The organism is Candidatus Binatia bacterium (assembly GCA_036563615.1).
In the GTDB taxonomy this organism is placed as follows: domain Bacteria; phylum Desulfobacterota; class Binatia; order UBA12015; family UBA12015; genus DATCMB01.
In genome coordinates, this window is record DATCMB010000022.1 from 66,100 (window position 1) to 84,779 (window position 18,680).

Consider the following 18,680-nt stretch of genomic DNA (forward strand, 5'->3'; position numbering starts at 1 on the left):
GAGGCCATGGGCGACGACAAGCCGACACCGGAGCGCGTGCGCGAGCTCCTCGGCCGGGTGAAGTATCCTGGCTTTCCGCGCGACATCGTGTCGCTCGGCATCGTCGCGGACGTGCGCGTCGACGGACAGGACGCCGAGATCGCGCTCCGTCTGCCGGGCGGACGCACGGACGTGCCGCCGGTGCTCGAGCGCGAGGTCACGTCGGCGCTCGCCGAGCACGGCATCCGGGCGCGGCTCGTGCTCGCGGACCGCGCGGCGGAATCGCCTCGTGCCGCAGCGCGACAAGCGCTCGCCGATCCGGTCGATCTGCCGGGCGTGCGCACCGTGCTCGCGGTGTCGAGCGCGAAGGGGGGCGTCGGCAAGTCGACCGTCGCGACCAACCTCGCCTGCGCGTTCGGCGCCTCGGGGCTGCGTGCGGGGCTGCTCGACGCCGACGTCTACGGTCCGAGCCTGCCGATCATGATGGGCACGACGGACCGTCCGCACGCCGCGGGCGGCAACCGCTTCCACCCGATCGAGCGCTACGGCGTTCGCTGCATGTCGATGGGCTTCTTCCTCGACGAAACGTCGCCCGTGATCTGGCGCGGTCCGATGGTCGCCGGGATCGTGCGCCAGTTCCTGAACGACTGCGTGTGGGGCGATCTCGACGTCCTGGTCGTCGATCTGCCGCCGGGAACCGGCGACGCGCAGCTCACGCTCGCGCAGTCGATCCGCCTCGACGGAGCGGTGATCGTCACGACGCCGCAGAACGTCGCGCTGCGCGACGTCGTGCGCGGCGCGGCGATGTTCCGCCAGGTCAACGTGCCGATCGTCGGCGTCGTCGAGAACATGAGCGCGTTCGTCTGCCCGGAGTGCGGCGAGCGCGAGGAGATCTTCGGCCACGGCGGCGGTGAGGCCCTCGCCGCCGCGACCGGCGCGCCGCTGCTCGCGAGCATCCCGCTCGACGTCCGGATCCGCGACGAGGGCGACCGCGGCCATCCCGTCGTGCTCGCGGCACCCGAGTCCGAGCCCGCCGAGATCTACCGCCGGCTCGCCGCGACGATCGCCCAGCGCCTCGGCGTCGCGACCGGGGCTCATCCCGTCGCCAGCGCGTGAGCCGCACCGTTCAGATCGCGATCTCGCTGCTGATCTCCGCGGCGGCGGTTTGGTTCAGCATGCACGGGGTCGACCTGGGTAGCTTCTGGAGCGACCTCGCGAGCGCGCGCCTGGTCTGGCTCGGTCCGATGGTGTTCTTCGCCGCGGCGTCGATGTGGCTGCGCGCGCGGCGCTGGCGGCTGCTGCTCGAAGGTCTCGGCCCGCTCGGCGACACGCCGGTCTTCTACGCGACGTGCATCGGCTTCATGGGCAACATGGTCCTGCCGCTGCGCGCCGGTGAAGCGATCAAGCCGCTGGTGATCGCGCGCGGCGGGCGCATCACGATGCCGGCCGCGCTCGCGACGGTCGCGATCGAGCGCCTCCTCGACATGGTGATGCTCGGTCTGTTCGCGGGCATCACCTTGCTGATCGTCCCGACGACCGACTTCCTGCGCAACGCGGCGCAGACGCTCGTCGTGCTGGTCGCGGTCGGGATCGGGCTGCTGGTGACGGTGATCCGCTACGCGCCGTGGATCGAGCGGCAGACGCACTCGGTCGCCGACCGCTTGCCGTCGTTCGCCGGCCGCATCGTGCGCGAGGGCGCGCACGGCTTCCTGCGCGGCGTCGGGGGGCTGCGCGACGCGCGCACGCTGCTCGCGGTCTTCGTCTACTCGGCGCTGGTCTGGCTCGTCGCGGCGTTCGGCTTCATCACGGGCGCCTGGGCGCTCGACATCGCGGCGCCGGCGCTGCCGCTCGGCTTCGCCACCACGGTGGTCGTCGCCGCAGCGGTCTCGGTGCCGTCGGCGCCGGGCTTCATCGGCGTCTTCTGGGCGGGGTCGGAGATCGCGCTCGGGCTCTTCGGCGTGCCGAAGTCGATGGGCTTCACCTTTGGCGTGCTGAACTGGCTCGTGCAGATGGTGGTGATCATCGCGCTCGGCATGTGGTCGATGTCGCGCCTCAACCTCTCGCTCGGCGACGTCAAGGCGGCGCCGAACGAGATCTCGAGCTCGGCATGAGGCTCACCGACAAGACGGTCGTCCTCGGCGTCACCGGCGGCATCGCCGCGTACAAGGCCGCAGAGCTCGTGCGCGCGCTGCGCGAGCGCGGCGCGCGCGTCCGCGTCGTCATGACGCGCAACGCGCAGCAGTTCATCACGCCGCTCACGCTGCAGACGCTGTCGGGCCATCCGGTCGCGACCGATCTGTGGGATCTGACGCAGGAGTCGCAGATCGGCCACATCGACCTCGCGGACTCGGCGGACGCGCTGCTCGTCGCTCCCGCGACCGCGAACGTCATCGCCAAGCTCGCCTACGGCATCGCCGACGACCTGCTGACGACCGTTGCGCTCGCGACGCGCGCGAAGATCGTCGTCGCCCCCGCGATGAACGTGCACATGTTCGAGAACCCGGTCGTGCAGGAGAACCTCGGCCGGCTGCAGGTGCGCGGCGTGCGCGTCGTGACCCCGGACTCGGGCTCGCTCGCCTGCGGCTACGAAGGACAAGGTCGTCTTCCCGACGCGGACGTCCTGGTCGACGAGGTCGCAGCCGCGCTCGCGCCGCAGGACCTCGTCGGCGAGACCGTGCTCGTCACCGCGGGTCCGACGCGCGAGTACCTCGACCCCGTGCGCTTCCTCTCGAACCGCTCGTCGGGGAAGATGGGCTTCGCGATCGCACGCGCCGCCACGCGCCGCGGCGCGAAGGTCGTGCTGGTCTCCGGGCCGACCGCGCTGCGCGATCCGCGCCACGTCGAGGTGGTGCGCGTCGAGTCGGCGGACGAGATGGCGCGCGCCGTCGACGCGCACGCCAAGGACGCGACGATCGTCGTCGCCGCCGCGGCCGTCGCCGACTACCGACCGAAGCGACGCGCCGACGACAAGGCCGCGAAGGTGCAGGGCGGGCTCAGGCTCGAGCTCGAGACGACGCGCGACATCGTCGCGACGCTTCCGCGCGGACGCCGCGATCGCATCGTGGTCGGCTTCGCCGCCGAGACCGGCGACCCGGTCGCCCGCGCCCGCGAAAAGATGGCGCGCAAGGGGCTCGACCTCATCGTGGCCAACGACGTGACCGCGCCCGGCGCGGGCTTCGACGTCGAGACCAACCTCGTCACGCTGATCGACGCCCACGAGGAGCGCAAGCTGCCGCTGCTCGACAAGGACGACGTGGCGGACGCGATCCTCGACAAGGTGGTCGCGATGCGCGGCGCGCGCGGTCGCGTCACGCGTGCGACGATGACGAAGCCGCGGCTGCGTACGGTGGGGCGGGGTCTCCGCGTCGCCCGCCGCCGGTCGCGCTGACGCCGCACGGGCACGTCGGCCCGGGCCGCGTCAGGCGTGCGCGCTGCCCTGGACGTGCGCCTGCGCTTCGAGCGCGGCTTCGAGCTCCGGGATGAAGCCCTGCACGAGCGCGTGCTCGCGCTCGACGTCGAGCGCCCCGCGGCGTGCGAGCGCGCGCAGGCGCTTGCGGATCTGGTTCGCCCGCGACAGGTTCTCCTCGCCGGTCGGATCGGCGGCCTGACAGCCTGACTGCTTGCCGTTGATCAGCAGGTCGACGATCGCGTCGGCGCTCAGGCGGTTGAAGCGGTCGATGTCCCTGCGCTCGAGCGGGTAGCGGTTGCTGCCGGTCACGCGCTGCATGACGGTCTGCCAGTACTCGAGGCGCTGCAGGGCGAGCAGGGAGTCGAAGATCCGCTTGTTGGTCTTGAACGAGAACAGCGTGCGCTCGACGACGCGCTCGACGAGGTCGTCGCAGTGCGGGTAGACGTGCGCCGCGACGACGGTCAGCACCGGCCAGCGCTCGGGCTCCTGGTTGGCGTCGAAGCGCGCTTCCCAGTAGACGTGGCGCATCGGCGCGGCGCGGAAGCTCGTGATCAAGCGGATTGGGAGATAGTAGTTGTGCGAGAAGGTGTCGCTCGCGAGGTGCGAGAGGTAGCCGTACGCGAAGGCGCGCTCGGGATCGGTGCGCGCGGCTTCGAGCACCGACCAGCCCGTCCGCCAGTGGTGGCAGTGGGTGTACAGGCTGCGGGTGAACTTCTTTGCTTGAATGATGTCGGCGCCGATGCAGCCGTAGAGGTACTCGTACGGATGGCGCGCGAGCAGGCTCTGCAGAGCTGGCGTCAGCAGCGCGATGCGGTCGAGCACCATCGAGCCGTGCACCAGGTGGGTGACCGGACCCCAGGCGAACGCCTCGTCCGGCAGGCCGAGCAGGAACGCTACGGCGAACAGTACGGCCGCCAAGGACGACCCGAGCATCATCGTGTCGAACAGAGTAAGTACTGCGCGGGGATGGCTCAATAGTGCGACGCGAGATTCGCAAGCTGGCATGGGAGCTCGCGGCGCATGGCGAGCTCCTCGCGCTGGGCGGTGCGCGCTCGATCCCGGTCGGGCTCGAGCTGCCGCGCGCCGCGACGCCGGCGACGGCGCCGAGCGACGCGAACGGCGACGCGCCCATTGACGAATCCAGCGATGCTGCCATGGACGCGGCGATGGATCAGGAAGCAGCTCCGCAAGCGGAGGCGGCCGACGCCTCATCGCACGATCTCGCCGCGCGGGTCGCGGCGGCGTCCGACCTCGACGCGCTCCGCGGCGTGATCGGCGACTGCACGCGCTGCCGTCTCGCCGGCGGACGCACGCACCTCGTGTTCGGCGTCGGCAACCCGAAGGCGCGGCTGATGTTCGTCGGCGAGGGCCCGGGACGCGACGAGGACCTCCAGGGCGAGCCGTTCGTCGGCCGCGCGGGAGCCCTGCTCACCGACATCATCGAGAAGGGCATGCGGCTCAAGCGCTCCGACGTCTACATCTGCAACGTCGTCAAGTGCCGGCCGCCGAACAACCGCAACCCCGAGCCCGACGAGGTCGAGGCGTGCTCGCCGTTCCTGCTGCGTCAGGTCGACCTGGTCGCGCCGGAGGTGATCGTCGCGCTCGGCAAGTTCGCGGCGCAGACGCTGCTGCGCACGACGACGCCGATCATGCGGCTGCGCGGCGTCTGGCACGAGTACCGCGGCATCCCGCTCATGCCGACGCTGCACCCGGCGTACCTGCTGCGCAATCCGGGTGACAAGAAGCTCGTATGGCAGGACATCAAGCAGGTGATGGCGCGCCTCGGGCTCGACGTTTGAGGCGCGGACGCCGCGGTGTCGGCGCTCGTGTCGCGGGCCTCGGGCGCGCTGTCGCGCTGGCGCTGAGCGTCGCGGCGACCCTCGTCGCGCTCGGCGCAGCACTGGTCGTCGACACGGCCGTCACCGCCGCGGTGGCCGCCGCGGCTCCGACGCGGACGCCGGTCCCGAGTCCGACGACGGCGACCTCCTCGCCGGCGCCGGCGGCGAGCGCCGCGGCCGAGGTTACTCCCGCGCCCGGCGCGCACGTCAATCAGCTGACCATCGACGGCACGATCAACCCCGCCGTCGCCGAGTACGTCCGCGACGCCATCGAGCGCTCGCAGGAGGACGGCGCCGCGGCGCTGCTGCTCGTGATCGACACGCCGGGCGGGCTCCTCGCCTCGACGCGAACCATCGTCAAGGAGATCCTCGGCGCGCCGCTGCCGACGCTCGCCTACGTCGCGCCGAGCGGCGCCGGCGCCGGCTCGGCGGGCGTCTTCATCGTCATGTCGGCCGACGTCGCGGCGATGGCGCCGGGGACCAACATCGGCGCGAGCACGCCGGTGCAGGGCAGCGGCAAGGAGATCGAGGGCGCGATGGGCGAGAAGGTGAAGAGCTTCGTCGCCTCGTTCGCGAAGGCGATCGCCACGCGCCGTGGTCGCAACGTCGAGTGGGCCGAGCGCGCGGTGCGCGAGGCGGTCTCCGCGACCGACGAGGAGGCGCTGTCGCTGCACGTGATCGACTTCGTCGCGACCGACGTCCGCGATCTGCTGCGCAAGGCGAGCGGGCGGGAGATCACCGTCGGCGACACCAAGCGCACGCTCGAGCTCGCCGACGCGCGCGTGGTGCCGCTCGAGATGCGCTTCAAGCACCGCGTGCTCAATCTGCTCGCGGATCCGAACATCGCCTACCTGCTTTTCCTCGCTGGTCTGCTCGGTCTCTACCTCGAGCTGTCGAGCCCCGGGACGCTCGTTCCCGGCATCGCGGGCGCGATCTGCCTGCTCGTCGCCCTCGGCGCCTTCCAGGTGCTGCCGATCGACACGACTGGCGTCGCCTTGCTGCTGCTCGGGATCGCGCTGCTCGTCGCGGAGCTCTTCCTGCCGAGCTTCGGCGTCGTCGGCGCGGGCGGGGTGATCGCCTTCGTGCTCGGCTCGATGCTGCTCTTCGATCCGGAAGAGGGCGTGGTGGTCGACCGTCGCGTGATCGGCGCCATCGCGGGCTTCTTCGCGATCGCCATGCTGCTGGTCGCGACGCTCGTCGTGCGCTCGCAGCGCCGTCCGCCGGCGACCGGACGCGAGGCGCTGCTCGGCGAGATCGGCGAGGCGCGCTCGGCGCTCGCGCCGCGTGGTACGGTGATGGTGCAGGGAGAGATCTGGCAAGCCGTCGCGAGCGTCCCGCTCGAGCGCGGTGCGCGCGTCCGGGTCACCGGCGTGGACGGCTTGACGCTTCGGGTCGAGCCCGTCGGCGCGCCGGCTGCGCGCAAGGAGGGGAGCGAGGAATGATCCAGCCCTTGTCCATCTTGGTGGTGCTGCTCGCGGTGCTGGTGCTCAGCGCCGTGAAGATCGTTCAGGAGTACGAGCGCGGCGTCGTGTTCCGCCTCGGACGAGCCGTCGGCGTCCGTGGCCCCGGCCTCGTGTTCATCATCCCGTTCATCGAGACCATGCGCCGGGTCGACCTGCGTACGGTGACGATGGACATCCCGCCGCAGGACGTCATCACGCGTGACAACGTCTCGGTGAAGGTGAGCGCGGTGCTGTACTTCCGCGTCGTCGATCCGATGAACGCCGTCATCGCGATCGAGAACTACGTCTACGCGTCGAACATGATCGCGCAGACGACGCTGCGCAGCGTCTGCGGTCAGGGCGACCTCGACGACCTGCTCGCGGAGCGCGAGAAGATCAACGAGCAGATCCAGCGCATCGTCGACGAGCAGACGGAGCCCTGGGGCGTCAAGGTGACGGCGGTCGAGATCAAGGACATCGATCTGCCGCAGGAGATGCGGAGGGCGATCGCGCGTCAGGCCGAGGCCGAGCGCGAGCGACGCTCGAAGGTGATCGCGGCGGAGGGCGAGTACCAGGCCGCGCAGCGTCTCGCGGACGCGGCGGGCGTGCTCGCGACGCACCCGATGGGGCTCACCCTGCGCTACCTGCAAACGGTGGTCGAGGTGTCGAGCGACCGCAACACGACCACGATCTTCCCGATCCCGCTCGAATTGCTGCGTGCCTTCGCCGATCCAAAGTCCAGCTGACGCCTCGGACGTCGAGACGTCCGCGCCCGCGGCGGGCTTCGACTACGAGCTGCCGCGCGAGCTGATCGCGCAGCATCCGGCGCCATCCCGCGAGCAGGCGCGTCTCATGGTGGTCGAGCGCGGCGGCGACGCACCGCCGGTGCACTCGTCGGTCGCCGAGCTGCCGCGGTGGCTGCGCGCCGGGGACGTCCTGGTCGTCAATCGCAGCCGCGTCGTGCCGGCGCGGCTGCGCGCGCGTCGTGCGGGCGGCGGTGCCGCGGAGGTGCTGCTCGTCGCGCCGCTGCAGGACGCGCGCTGGAAGGCGCTCGTTCGTCCGGCGCGTCGGCTGCGTCCGGGGCAGCGCTTGACGCTCGTGCGGCCGCAGCACGCGCCCGAGGCCGGCGCCTTCGAGCCGCAGGAGGTCACGATCGTCCGCCTCGCCGACGGCTACGCCGAGGTCGAGCTGCCGGCGGGCGTCGATCCGCTGCAGCTCCTCGAGCGCTTCGGCGAGCCGCCGCTGCCGCCGTACATCCGGCGTCCCGACGGCGCGCTCGCGGAGGACTGGGGTCGCTACCAGACGGTGTTCGCCGCGGAGCCCGGCTCGATCGCGGCGCCGACGGCGGGCCTTCATCTCACGGAGAAGAGCCTCGCCGAGCTGCGCGAGCTCGGCGTCGAGATCGCCGAGGTCGTGCTGCACGTCGGGCCGGCGACGTTCCTCGCCGGACGCCCGGGACGCACGCCGCTCGCCGTCGAGCCGGAGCGCTACGTGATTCCTCCCGAGACCCGCGAGCTCGTGCGGGAGGCGAGGGGGCGGCGCCGCGTGGTCGCCGTCGGCACGACGACGACGCGCGCCCTCGAGTCGGCGGCGCGCGCGGGCTGGCCGGAGGGCGAGCAGTGGACCTCGCTCGTGATCACGCCCGGCGCGCGCTTCGAGGTGGTCGACGCGCTGCTGACCAACTTCCACCTGCCGGGCTCGTCGCTGCTCGCGCTGGTGGCGGCGTTCGGCGGCGTCGAGACCATGCGGCGGGCGTACGAGGCGGCGGTCGCCGCCCGCTACCGCTTCTACAGCTACGGCGACGCCATGCTGATCGCGTGACCGGCGCCGATCTCGCGAGCCGGGCCGCGTCTGCTAAACGACCCGGGATGTCCCGCAACGCCGCAGACGGCGCCGCGACGAGCGCCCCGGCGCCGCAGCTCGGCTTCGAGGTGCTGCGTCGCGACGGCACGACCGCCGCGCGTCGCGGCCGGCTGTACACGGCGCACGGGACCGTCGAGACGCCGGCCTTCATGCCCGTCGGCACGCTCGGCGCGGTGAAGGCGATGGCGCCGTGGGAGGTCGAGGAACTCGGCGCCGAGATGGTCCTCGGCAATACGTACCACCTCGCGCTGCGGCCGGGCGTGGAGGTGATCGCGCGGCACGGCGGCCTGCACCGCTTCTCCGGCTGGCCGCACGCCATCCTCACCGACAGCGGCGGCTTCCAGATCTTCAGCCTGAACGCGCTGTGCCGGATCGAGGAGGAGGGCGTCGAGTTCAAGAGCCACATCGACGGCAGCCGGCACTTCTTCCGTCCCGAGGACGTGATCGCGATCCAGGAAGCGCTCGGCGTCGACGTCGCGATGGTGCTCGACGAGTGCGTCGCCGCGGACGCCGGACCCGACGCGGTCGCGCGCGCCGTCGGCCGCACGACGCGCTGGGCGCGCCGCGCCCGCGACGCGCGCCGACGCGACGACCAGCAGGTCTTCGCGATCGTGCAGGGCGGCATGGATTACGCGCAGCGCGAGCGCAGCGCGGCAGAGCTGTGCGCGCTCGGCTTCGACGGCTACGCGGTCGGCGGCCTGTCGGTCGGCGAGGAGCGCGGGCTCACGCACGACGTCGCTCGTCACACGGTGCGGCTCCTGCCCGAGGATCGCCCGCGCTACCTGATGGGCGTCGGCACGCCGGAGGAGCTGGTCCGCTTCGTCGCGATGGGCTTCGACCTGTTCGACTGCGTCCTGCCGACGCGCAACGCGCGCAACGGCATGGCGTTCACCTCGCAGGGCAAGCTCGCGATCCGCAACGCCGAGCACCGTGACGACACGCGGCCGCTCGATCCCGCGTGCGAGTGCATCGCGTGCCGCCGCTTCTCGCGCTCGTTCATCCGACACCTGTTCGTATCGAACGAGATCCTCGCGGCACGCCTGCTGACCACCCACAACCTGCATTTCTACCTCGATCGGATGGCGCGTCTGCGTCGCGCGATCGAGCGAGGCGAGCTGCGCGCGGAGGCGGCGGCGTTAGGGGTTGACCTCGACGCGCCGGTCGGCGACGCGGCTCAGCGTCGAGAAGAGGAACGAGAGAAATGAACGACGGAGGCGCGCTCGGACCGAACAGCCCGCTGCTGCAGCTGGCGCCGTTCGCGATGATCCTGATCGTGTTCTACTTCCTGCTGGTTCGCCCGCAGCAGAAGAAGGCACGAGAGACCCAGCAGATGCTGGACAACCTGAAGGTCAACGACGAGGTGGTGACGACGGGCGGTCTGTACGGCAAGATCGTCCGCCTTGCGGATCGGAACATCGTGCTCGAGATCGCGCCCAAGGTTCAGGTACGGATGGAGCGCACGTCGGTGAGCCGGGTGGTTCCCAAGTCGGAGAAAGGCAGCGAGGAGAAGTCGGCATGAACCCGAGCAACGTCATCTACCGCATCATCGGGCTCGCCGTCCTGACGATCGGGGCGCTGGTCTACCTGTCGCCACTGGTGCTGCCGTCGGACGTGCCGCTGCCGAGCTTCCTTCCGCGCGAGCCGCTCCACCTCGGCCTCGACCTGCGCGGCGGCACGCACCTCCTGTTCTCGGTCGACGTCGACAAGGCGGTCGCGAACAGCGTCGGACGCACCGCCGAGGAGCTGCGCCGCGAGCTCAAGGAGCAGAGGATCGCGACCGGCGAGATCACGCAGCAGGGGATCGAGCTCACCGTGCCGCTCTCGTCGTCGGATCAGCGTGCGGCGTTCGAGGAGCTGATCAAGAACCGCTTTCCGAATCTGACGCTGCAGGTCGCGAGCAGCGGGGAGCAGGTGACGTTCAAGCTCGCGCCGAGCCCGCGCGAGCAGGAGCAGATCCGCCGCTTCGCGATCGACCAGTCGCTCGAGACGATCCGCAACCGCGTCGACCAGTTCGGCGTCGCCGAGCCGAGCATCCAGCGTCAGGGCGATCACGACATCGTCGTCCAGCTGCCGGGCGTGCAGGATCCGCAGCGCGCGAAGGACCTGATCGGGCGCACCGCGGTCCTCGAGTTCCGTCTCGTCTCGGAGAGCGGCGGCGCCGGCACGGAGAAGGTGCCCGCCGCGGAGCCGGTCGCGGGCGCGCCGCGCGAGTACATCCTCGAGAAGAAGGTTCTCATGACGGGCTCGGCGGTGGCCGACGCGCGCGTGCGTCCCGGCACGCAGCTCGAAGGGCCGTACGTCGAGCTGGTGCTGTCGGATCGCGGCGCCCGCGAGTTCGAGGCGATCACCGGCGAGAACGTCGGGCGCAACCTCGCGATCGTCCTCGACGGCAAGGTGTTCTCGGCGCCGGTGATCCGCGAGAAGATCGCCGGCGGCCGCGCATCGATCACCGGCAACTTCGACATCAAGGAGGCGCGCGACCTCGCGATCGTGCTGCGCGCGGGCGCCCTGCCGGCGCCGATCACGATCATCGAGGAGCGCACCGTCGGTCCGTCGCTCGGCCGCGACTCGATCCGTCAGGGCATCGTGTCGCTGCTCGTCGGCGGCGCGCTGGTCGTGCTGTTCATGGCCTGGTACTACCGCGGCGCCGGCGTGCTCGCGGACTTCGCGCTCGCGCTGAACGTGCTGTTCATGCTCGCGATCCTCGCGGCGTTCAACGCGACCCTGACGCTGCCCGGCATCGCGGGCATCGTGCTCACGATGGGCATGGCGGTCGACGCCAACGTGCTCATCAACGAGCGCATCCGCGAGGAGCTCCGCGCCGGGAAGACGCCACGGGCCGCGCTCGAGGCGGGATACGACCGCGCTTGGGACGCGATCCGCGACTCGAACATCACGACGCTGATCTCGGGCATCATCCTCTTCCAGTTCGGCACGGGACCGGTGCGCGGCTTCGCCGTGACGCTGTGCATCGGCATCCTGACGACGGTGTTCACGGCGGTGTTCGTGACCCGGATCTACTACGACTGGAAGCTGTCGCGGCGCCGGCTGGTGGCGGTCAGCGTCTGAGGCGTTCGCCGCAGTCCGTGCGGGGTCGCGCGGGCGGCGGCGAGGGTGTCTCCCGGAGCGGCCCGAAAGTCGGTTTTTCTCGCCCCCGGGCGCCTCCGGCGCCGACCCGTGCTGGTCTGTAAGTCCTCGAAAAGGCTAGGATTTTTTGGATCGAGCGGCCGTCGCCGAAAGCTTTTGCGGGCACCGTCCAGTTGACCCGGCGGAGCGCCGCATGGTAGCCAGATTCATCCCCTTCAGCGCGTGGACGTGAGTCATGATTGAGAGAGACGACATTTTGCTCAACAGCCGTGACGTCGCGAAACTGCTCGACATGAGTCCGGACACCGTCAACGAGTACGCGCGCAAGCAGATCCTGCCCGCCTTCAAGACCGGTCGCCAGTGGCGCTTCCGTAAGCAGGACATCACGTCCTTCAAGCGGCAGCTGCGGGGTGCGACGGCGGCCTGAGACGTCGTTGATCAGGGTCGGCACGGTCGTCGCGGCGCTACATTCGTTCGAGTTGCCCGAATGCCAAGGATGGCGGTTGCCACGGGGTCGGGCGTCCGGCGCCACCCGCGGGCGAAGCGCTTCTAGGAGGTCGGCATGGCCGCTCCGGTAGCACTTCCACACGAGAGCAAGATCTATTCGGAGTTCGCCCGCTACTACGACAAGATCTTCGAGCGTGTCTTCTACCCGCGGATCGAGCGGGTCATCCGAGAGCTCGGCATCGAGCGCGGTGCGGAGGTGCTCGAGGTCGGGGTCGGAACGGGGCTCGCGCTGCCGGCGTATCCGCGCCACTGCCACGTGACGGGCATCGACCTCGCGCCCGACATGCTCGAGCGGGCCCGTCGCAAGATCAACCGCGAGGGCTGGACCCACATCGACCTCGCCGTCGGCGATGCGCAGAACCTCGAGTTCGCCGACGACAGCTTCGACTACGTGACGTCGTTCCACGTCGTCAGCGTGGTGCCGGACGCGCAGCGCATGATGCGCGAGATGGTGCGCGTCTGCCGCCCCGGCGGAACGATCGTCATCATCAACCACTTCCGCAGCGAGCGGCCGGTGATCGCGTCGGTGGTCGACCGTCTCGATCCGATCACCCGCAAGCTCGGCTGGCGGACCACGCTGCGGCTGACCGAGCTGCTCGAGAACGTCTCGGTGGAGCTGATCCGCCGCTACAAGACGTCGCCCCGCTCGCTGTTCACCGTGATGATCGCGCGCAAGCCGGGTGAGCGGCGCGCGCGCGCCGCGTCCTGAGCGCGTCCACGGCCGGGGCCCGGCGTCGTCGCGGGGCCGGCGCCGCGTCGCGCTCAGTGGTGCGCCTTGCTCGGCTCGCTCGGGATGATGCCGCGACGCACGAGCAGCGAGGCGTCGACCGCGCCGCGCGTCAGCAGCCAGCGCCGGTAGATGCGTAGCGTGTCGCGGTCGCTCGAGAAGAGCTCGCGCGTGCTGATCTCACCGAGGACCCGCACGAGGTCGGTGAACTGCGCGGCGAGGTTCTCGAACATCTCCCGCACCGTCGGGCTGCCGACGTCTGCGACGCGGCGGTAGGCGAGCTGTCCGAGCGACACGTAGTACACCGGCTGCACGAGCGTACGCTCGAGGCAGTCGGCGAACAGGCCGAGGATGAAGAGCGCCGTGTCGCCGACGAGCTTCATGCCGTGGAAGCGCTCGACGCCTCCCGCGTTGGCGGCCTCGAGGTAGGTGAGGGCGAGCGGCTTGCTGAGGAGGTCGCCTCGCATGCGCAGGTGCTGCTCGAGGAGCTGGACCAGGTAGAACTCGGTCTCCTCCTGCGAGGTCAGCCCTTGGGAGTGCATCGCTTCCTGAACGAGCTCGCGGAAGAACTCGGTCGGGTGCGATTCGATGATGGGCTTCTGAGTCATGCCTGCATCGACTCTACGCCCATTGCGCGCTCGACGCTAACGCTGAAGATCAGCTTCGCTTCAACAACTGGAACATCGTCGCGTCGCCGCGCTGGACGAGCAGCAGCGCGTCGCGATCGCTCTGGCGAAGCGCATCCTGCAGCTCGCGCGTCGAGCGCACCGGACGACGATTCACCTCGCGCACGATGTCGCCGGGGCGCAGACCCGCCTCGGCCGCGGGGCCGTACGGATCGACCGCCGTCACGACGACGCCGCTGTTGCGCGCGAGCCCGCGCCGGCGCGCGAGCTGCGGCGTGATGTCGGCGGCCGCGAAGCCGAACTTCGCGTCCGCGCCCGCGTCGGTGTCGTCGACGGCGGAGAGCCGTCGCTCCGGCTCCTCGGGGAGCTCCGCGACGTCCACCTCGAGCACGCGCCGCCGACCGTCACGGATCACGACGACGCGCGCGGAGCGTCCCACCGGCGTCTCTGCGACCAGCGCGGGCAGCTCGTGGCTGTCCTTGATGGGTCGCCCGTCGTACTCGACGATCACGTCGCCGCGGCGCATGCCGGCGCGCTCGGCGGGACCGCCGGGTGCGATGCTCGCGACCAGCGCGCCGTGCGCCTCGTCGAGGTCGAACGACGCCGCGAGGTCCGGCGTGACGTCCTGGATGCCGACGCCGAGCCAGCCGCGCCGGACGCGGCCCGTCGTGCGCAGCTGATCGAGGATGTTCTTTGCGAGCCCGATCGGGATCGCGAAGCCGATGCCGTCGTTGCCGCCCGAGCGGCTCGAGATCGCCGTGTTGATGCCGACGACGCGGCCCGAGCTGTCGACCAATGGACCGCCGGAGTTACCGGGGTTGATGGCGGCGTCGGTCTGGATGAAGTCGTCGTAGGGACCGGCGCCGAGGACGCGCTCCTTGGCGCTGACCACCCCGACCGTCACCGTCTGCTCGAGGCCGAACGGGCTGCCGATCGCCATCACCCACTCGCCGACCTCGAGCGAGCTCGAGTCGCCGAGCTCGACCGGCTGCAGCGGCTCGCGCGGGTTGATCTTGATCAACGCGACGTCGGTCTTCGGATCGACGCCCACGACCCTCGCCGGATACTCCTCCTTGTTCGCGAGGCGCACCGTGATCTTGCTCGCGCGGTCGACGACGTGCGCGTTGGTCGCGATGTAGCCGTCGGACGTCAGGATGAAGCCCGAGCCGAGGCTGCGTGTCGTGCGCGGCAGCTGGCCGCCGAAGAAGCGCTCGAAGAACTCGTCGTGCGGCAGCGCCGCCGGGCCAACGTTTGCCGTGACCGACAGGTTGACCACCGAGGGGCTCACGCGCTTCGCGACCTCGGTGAAGTCCGGCAGGCCGGCGAACCCGCCGCCGGCGGCCGTGGCGTTGCCGGCCAGGAGGGCCAGCGCGATCGTGCAAGCGGTCGTCAGGATTGCGCGCATCGAAGCGAATCTCATTCGATCGTCACCTCTCGATCCGGCCGCGGCAGAGCGGGCCGTTCAAGGACGCCGTTTAGACGCCGGATCCGCGACCAAGCTTCGGCGACGCGGGGCCTCGTCCTCGTCTGGCCGCCGCGCGGAAGGCTTCCTTGACTGCTCTACCCGGGGTGGCTACCCCGAAGAGGTGATGAACGACGGTGTACCAGCCGATCGACACGAGGAGCCATCGTCCGCCGAGCAGGTGGCGATCGAGCCCGTGATTCTCTCTCCGACCGCGATCGGACGCGTGAAGGTCCTGTTGCAGCGTGAGGGGCGCCCGGCCGAGGCCGGGCTGCGGGTGTCCGTGGTCGGCGGCGGCTGCTCGGGGTTGCAGTACTCGCTGGGCCTCGAGGATCGGCCGAACGAGGACGACACCATCTACGAGTACGACGGCGTCCGCGTGTTCGTCGATCCGACCAGCGCTCCGTATCTCAGCGGCACCAAGGTCGACTACGTCGACGGGCTGCACGGCGCAGGCTTCAAGTTCCTCAATCCGAACGCGGACCGCACCTGCGGCTGCGGATCCTCGTTCTCGGTCTGAGCTTTCGCCACCTCATCTTCGATCTCGACGGCACGCTGATCGATTCGGTCGGCGACCTCGTCGCGTCGGCGAACGCGACCCTCGAGCGGCTGCGTCTTCCGCCGCAGGATCCGCACACGATCGCGGGATTCATCGGCGAGGGGGCGCGACGTCTCGTCGAGCGCGCGCTGCGTGCGGCCGGCGCTTCGTCGGACCGCGCGACGGTGGACGAAGCGCTCGCGCTCTTCCTCGAGATCTACGGCGCGCACCTGCTCGACACGACGGTCGCGTATCCCGGCATCGAGGAGATGCTCGAGCGGCTGCGCGCCGCGGACGTCCGGCTCTCCGTGCTGACCAACAAGCCGCGCGGGTTCGCCGCGCGCATCCTCGACGGCCTCGGTCTCGCCTCGCGCTTCGGCGCCGTGCTCGGCGGCGACTCGCTGCCGACGCGCAAGCCGGATCCGGCCGGCTTGCGGCGGCTGATCGACGACGCCGGCGTGCCGGTCGAGGAGACGCTCGTCGTCGGCGACTCGCTGGTCGACGTGGAGACGGCGCGCAACGCGAAGGTCGCGGTATGCGCGGTCAGCTGGGGATTGACGCCGCGCGCGACCCTCGAGGCCGCGGCGCCGGACTACCTGGTCGACCGGCCCGAAGAGGTGGTCGCGATCGCGACGTCACGCTAGCGACGCGCGCGCTGCTTCACTTTTGCGCCGCCCCGGCCGTGGCGCGCGACTCGCCCTCGGTCTCGCCCGTCGGCTTGTCCTCTGGCTCGAGCGCCAGCGCGAGCACCTCGTCGATCGTCTCGACGAACTCGAAGTTCATCTCCTTGCGCACGTTCTCCGGGACGTCGTCGAGGTCCTTCTGGTTGCGCTGCGGCAGGATGACCGTGCGGATCCCGGCGCGCCGCGCCGCGAGCACCTTCTCCTTGACGCCGCCGATCGGCAGCACCGTGCCGCGCAGCGTGATCTCGCCCGTCATCGCGACGTCCGGACGAACGGCGCGACCGGTGAGCAGCGACGCGAGCGAGGTCGCGATGGTGACGCCCGCGGACGGCCCGTCCTTCGGAATCGCGCCCGCCGGGACGTGGATGTGGATGTCGGAGTTCTCGAAGAACTCGGGATCGATGCCGAGCTTCTCCGCGCGCGAGCGGATGAGCGACAGCGCGGTCTGCGCGGACTCCTTCATCACGTCGCCGAGCGACCCGGTGAGCGTGAGGCCCTTCTTGCCCTTCATGCGGGTCGACTCGATGAACAGAATGTCGCCGCCGTTGGGCGTGTAGGCGAGGCCCGTGACCACGCCGGGCTCGCCGACCCGCTCCGCGACCTCGTTGAAGTACTTCTCGGGCCCGAGGAACTCGCGCACCTTCTCCGGCGTGATGAGCGCCGGCTCGGTCTGCCCCTCGGTGACGGCGCGCGCGACCTTGCGGCACACGCGTCCGATCTCGCGCTCGAGGTTTCGCAGCCCGGCCTCGCGCGTGTAGTCGCGGATGATCTTGGTGATCGCCGCGTCCTCGAAGCGGATCATCTCGTCGTTGAGGCCGTTCTCCGTGATCTGCTTCGGGATGAGATGGCGGCGCGCGATCTCGAGCTTCTGCTCCTCGGTGTAGCCGCTGAGCTCGATCACCTCCATGCGGTCGCGCAGGGCGTGCGGGATCGGATCGAGGTAGTTCGCCGTCGTGATGAACATCACGCGCGACAAATCGAACGGCACGTCGAGGTAGTGATCGACGAACGCCGAGTTCTGCTCGGGGTCGAGCACCTCGAGCAGCGCGGACGACGGGTCGCCGCGGAAGTCGGCGCCGAGCTTGTCGATCTCGTCGAGCACGAACAGCGGATTGTTCGAGCCCGCGGCTTTCAAGCTCTGAATGATGCGTCCGGGTAGCGAGCCGACGTAGGTGCGGCGGTGACCGCGGATCTCCGCCTCGTCGCGCACGCCACCGAGCGACAGGCGGACGAACTTGCGTCCCATCGCGCGCGCGATCGAGCGTCCGAGCGACGTCTTGCCGACGCCGGGCGGTCCCGCGAAGCAGAGGATCGGGCTGCGCGGATCCTGCCTCAGCTTGCGCACCGCGAGGTACTCGAGGATTCGGTCCTTGATCTTCTCGAGGTCGAAGTGGTCCTCGTCGAGAATCGCGCGGGCGTGGTGCAGGTCGAGGTTGTCCTCGGTGGAGATCGCCCAGGGGAGGTTCGCGAGCCACTCGAGGTACGTGCGGACCACGGAGTGCTCCGCCGACTCGGGCGGGATGATGCGCAGACGCTCGAGCTCCGTGTCGGCGGCCTTGCGCGCCGGCTCGGGCAGCTGCGCCTCGTCGAGCCGCTTGCGGAGCTCGTCGAGCTCGGCGGAGCGTCCGTCGCCTTCGCCGAGCTCACGCTGGATCGCGCGCATCTGCTGACGCAGGTAGAACTCGCGCTGGTTCTTCGAGAGCTCGGTCTGCACCTGGCTCTGGATCTTCGAGCCGAGCTCCAGCAGCTCGATCTCGCGGTTCAAGATTCCCGACAGCCGCTGCAGGCGAGCGCGCACGCTGAGCGTGTTGAGGAGGTCCTGCTTCTCCTCGAGCGAGATGTTGAGGTTCGAGGCGATGAGGTCCGTGACCTTGCCCGGATCCTTGATGTTCATCACCACGAGCTGCAGCTCGTCGGGCAGGTACGGGATCATCGACACGAACTTGGCGAACTGATTGACGACGTGCGCCTGGATCGCGTCGAGGTCCTTCGACTCCTCGTACTCGTCCATCAACGTCCGCACGCGGCCGACGTAGAAGGGCTCCGTCTGCTCGTACCCGCTGATCTCGATGCGCCGCAGACCCTGGACCAGGATGCGGACGCTCTGGTCCGGGTAGCGCAGCATCTTCAGGAGACGTCCCGCGGTGCCGCGCGTGAAGAGGTCGTCGGGCGTCGGGCGCTCCTCGTCGGCGGTCTTCTGCGCGACGAGCCCGAGGATCTTGTCCTCGCGCGCGATGCAGTGCTCGACGAGCTGCAGCGACGGCTTGCGCGAGATCGGCAGCGGCACGATCGCCGAGGGGAAGATCACCACGCCGCGCAGCGGTAGGATCGGCAGCTGCTCGGGGATCTCGATGCCGCCGGTGTCCTCCTCGAAGCCGTAGAACTTCTGCCCCGCCTCGCCGGATTCTTCGTCAGCCATGCCTCGACTCGATCTCCACGCTGGATGCTCGTGCGCTAGTACATGCCCGCAACTGGCTCAAGGACGTGCCAACGGCGTGCCGTCCGCGGGGTTTGCGCCC

Annotated in this window: 18 protein-coding genes; 14 read left to right on the forward strand and 4 right to left on the reverse strand. The window is 70.2% G+C overall.

Translation table 11 applies throughout. The annotated features are described in order from the left end of the window. Nucleotides 1–6: 6 nt before the first annotated feature. From VIS07_18680 to coaBC, 3 genes are read left to right on the forward strand one after another with little or no spacing between them, the layout of a single operon-like run. The gene (locus tag VIS07_18680) at nt 7–1,095 is read left to right on the forward strand and encodes a P-loop NTPase (protein HEY8517541.1); all 1,089 of its coding nucleotides are present in this window, start codon (nt 7–9) and stop codon (nt 1,093–1,095) included. Beyond that, nucleotides 1,092–2,090, forward strand: coding sequence for a lysylphosphatidylglycerol synthase transmembrane domain-containing protein (locus tag VIS07_18685; GenBank protein ID HEY8517542.1), 999 nt, complete (start codon nt 1,092–1,094; stop codon nt 2,088–2,090). The genes VIS07_18680 and VIS07_18685 overlap by 4 nt, the downstream gene beginning before the upstream one ends. Further along, nucleotides 2,087–3,367, forward strand: a complete 1,281-nt coding sequence (gene coaBC / locus VIS07_18690; GenBank protein ID HEY8517543.1) for a bifunctional phosphopantothenoylcysteine decarboxylase/phosphopantothenate--cysteine ligase CoaBC — start codon at nt 2,087–2,089, stop codon at nt 3,365–3,367. Before VIS07_18685 ends, coaBC begins: the two co-directional genes overlap by 4 nt. 30 nt (nt 3,368–3,397) lie before the next feature. Here coaBC and VIS07_18695 read toward each other — a convergent pair whose 3' ends face one another. Next, nucleotides 3,398–4,306 (reverse strand): zinc dependent phospholipase C family protein, encoded by a 909-nt coding sequence (locus VIS07_18695; protein ID HEY8517544.1) that lies wholly within the window; start codon nt 4,304–4,306, stop codon nt 3,398–3,400. Between the two features lie 59 nt (nt 4,307–4,365). Here VIS07_18695 and VIS07_18700 point away from each other — a divergent pair, with 59 nt between their 5' ends. From VIS07_18700 to VIS07_18740, 9 genes are all read left to right on the forward strand, one after another. Beyond that, nucleotides 4,366–5,187 (forward strand): uracil-DNA glycosylase, encoded by an 822-nt coding sequence (locus tag VIS07_18700; protein ID HEY8517545.1) that lies wholly within the window; start codon nt 4,366–4,368, stop codon nt 5,185–5,187. After that, the gene (locus VIS07_18705; protein HEY8517546.1) at nt 5,184–6,668 is read left to right on the forward strand and encodes a nodulation protein NfeD; all 1,485 of its coding nucleotides are present in this window, start codon (nt 5,184–5,186) and stop codon (nt 6,666–6,668) included. The genes VIS07_18700 and VIS07_18705 overlap by 4 nt, the downstream gene beginning before the upstream one ends. Further along, on the forward strand, nt 6,665–7,414 hold the full coding sequence (locus VIS07_18710) for a slipin family protein (protein ID HEY8517547.1): 750 nt from the start codon (nt 6,665–6,667) through the stop codon (nt 7,412–7,414). Before VIS07_18705 ends, VIS07_18710 begins: the two co-directional genes overlap by 4 nt. Then, the gene (gene queA / locus VIS07_18715) at nt 7,398–8,489 is read left to right on the forward strand and encodes a tRNA preQ1(34) S-adenosylmethionine ribosyltransferase-isomerase QueA (protein HEY8517548.1); all 1,092 of its coding nucleotides are present in this window, start codon (nt 7,398–7,400) and stop codon (nt 8,487–8,489) included. The genes VIS07_18710 and queA overlap by 17 nt, the downstream gene beginning before the upstream one ends. A 47-nt stretch (nt 8,490–8,536) precedes the next feature. Continuing rightward, nucleotides 8,537–9,736 (forward strand): tRNA guanosine(34) transglycosylase Tgt, encoded by a 1,200-nt coding sequence (gene tgt / locus VIS07_18720; protein ID HEY8517549.1) that lies wholly within the window; start codon nt 8,537–8,539, stop codon nt 9,734–9,736. Continuing rightward, nucleotides 9,733–10,050 carry a preprotein translocase subunit YajC gene (yajC, locus tag VIS07_18725; protein ID HEY8517550.1) on the forward strand — a complete coding sequence of 106 codons (318 nt, stop codon included), beginning with the start codon at nt 9,733–9,735 and terminating at the stop codon, nt 10,048–10,050. The genes tgt and yajC overlap by 4 nt, the downstream gene beginning before the upstream one ends. Beyond that, entirely contained in the window at nt 10,047–11,600 is a 1,554-nt protein-coding gene (secD, locus tag VIS07_18730; protein ID HEY8517551.1) for a protein translocase subunit SecD, read from the forward strand. Before yajC ends, secD begins: the two co-directional genes overlap by 4 nt. 253 nt (nt 11,601–11,853) lie before the next feature. After that, complete coding sequence (locus VIS07_18735) at nt 11,854–12,045, forward strand: helix-turn-helix domain-containing protein (GenBank protein ID HEY8517552.1); 192 nt, start codon at nt 11,854–11,856, stop codon at nt 12,043–12,045. A 135-nt stretch (nt 12,046–12,180) separates the two neighbouring features. Then, nucleotides 12,181–12,834 carry a class I SAM-dependent methyltransferase gene (locus VIS07_18740; GenBank protein ID HEY8517553.1) on the forward strand — a complete coding sequence of 218 codons (654 nt, stop codon included), beginning with the start codon at nt 12,181–12,183 and terminating at the stop codon, nt 12,832–12,834. Nucleotides 12,835–12,887: 53 nt separating this feature from the next. Here the strand turns inward: VIS07_18740 and VIS07_18745 are convergent, their stop codons facing one another. Both VIS07_18745 and VIS07_18750 read right to left on the reverse strand, forming a co-directional pair. After that, complete coding sequence (locus VIS07_18745) at nt 12,888–13,460, reverse strand: hypothetical protein (protein HEY8517554.1); 573 nt, start codon at nt 13,458–13,460, stop codon at nt 12,888–12,890. A 49-nt stretch (nt 13,461–13,509) separates the two neighbouring features. Next, complete coding sequence (locus VIS07_18750) at nt 13,510–14,898, reverse strand: DegQ family serine endoprotease (GenBank protein ID HEY8517555.1); 1,389 nt, start codon at nt 14,896–14,898, stop codon at nt 13,510–13,512. A gap of 169 nt (nt 14,899–15,067) precedes the next feature. Here VIS07_18750 and VIS07_18755 point away from each other — a divergent pair, with 169 nt between their 5' ends. After that, nucleotides 15,068–15,460: an iron-sulfur cluster assembly accessory protein gene (locus VIS07_18755; protein ID HEY8517556.1), complete on the forward strand. Its 393-nt coding sequence runs from the start codon at nt 15,068–15,070 to the stop codon at nt 15,458–15,460. 14 nt (nt 15,461–15,474) lie between these two features. After that, the gene (gph, locus tag VIS07_18760) at nt 15,475–16,122 is read left to right on the forward strand and encodes a phosphoglycolate phosphatase (protein ID HEY8517557.1); all 648 of its coding nucleotides are present in this window, start codon (nt 15,475–15,477) and stop codon (nt 16,120–16,122) included. A 16-nt stretch (nt 16,123–16,138) separates the two neighbouring features. Here the strand turns inward: gph and lon are convergent, their stop codons facing one another. Then, nucleotides 16,139–18,580 (reverse strand): endopeptidase La, encoded by a 2,442-nt coding sequence (gene lon, locus VIS07_18765; protein HEY8517558.1) that lies wholly within the window; start codon nt 18,578–18,580, stop codon nt 16,139–16,141. Nucleotides 18,581–18,680 lie beyond the last annotated feature (100 nt).

What these genes read in the sequence shown, in the direction of transcription:
- VIS07_18680 (HEY8517541.1), top strand. Translation starts at nt 7, where the DNA reads ATGGGCGACGACAAGCCGACACCGGAGCGCGTGCGCGAGCTCCTCGGC.
- coaBC (HEY8517543.1), top strand. Translation starts at nt 2,087, where the DNA reads ATGAGGCTCACCGACAAGACGGTCGTCCTCGGCGTCACCGGCGGCATC.
- VIS07_18710 (HEY8517547.1), top strand. Translation starts at nt 6,665, where the DNA reads ATGATCCAGCCCTTGTCCATCTTGGTGGTGCTGCTCGCGGTGCTGGTG.
- tgt (HEY8517549.1), top strand. Translation starts at nt 8,537, where the DNA reads ATGTCCCGCAACGCCGCAGACGGCGCCGCGACGAGCGCCCCGGCGCCG.
- yajC (HEY8517550.1), top strand. Translation starts at nt 9,733, where the DNA reads ATGAACGACGGAGGCGCGCTCGGACCGAACAGCCCGCTGCTGCAGCTG.
- secD (HEY8517551.1), top strand. Translation starts at nt 10,047, where the DNA reads ATGAACCCGAGCAACGTCATCTACCGCATCATCGGGCTCGCCGTCCTG.
- VIS07_18735 (HEY8517552.1), top strand. Translation starts at nt 11,854, where the DNA reads ATGATTGAGAGAGACGACATTTTGCTCAACAGCCGTGACGTCGCGAAA.
- VIS07_18740 (HEY8517553.1), top strand. Translation starts at nt 12,181, where the DNA reads ATGGCCGCTCCGGTAGCACTTCCACACGAGAGCAAGATCTATTCGGAG.
- VIS07_18745 (HEY8517554.1), bottom strand. Translation starts at nt 13,460, where the DNA reads ATGACTCAGAAGCCCATCATCGAATCGCACCCGACCGAGTTCTTCCGC.
- VIS07_18750 (HEY8517555.1), bottom strand. Translation starts at nt 14,898, where the DNA reads ATGAGATTCGCTTCGATGCGCGCAATCCTGACGACCGCTTGCACGATC.
- VIS07_18755 (HEY8517556.1), top strand. Translation starts at nt 15,068, where the DNA reads ATGAACGACGGTGTACCAGCCGATCGACACGAGGAGCCATCGTCCGCC.
- lon (HEY8517558.1), bottom strand. Translation starts at nt 18,580, where the DNA reads ATGGCTGACGAAGAATCCGGCGAGGCGGGGCAGAAGTTCTACGGCTTC.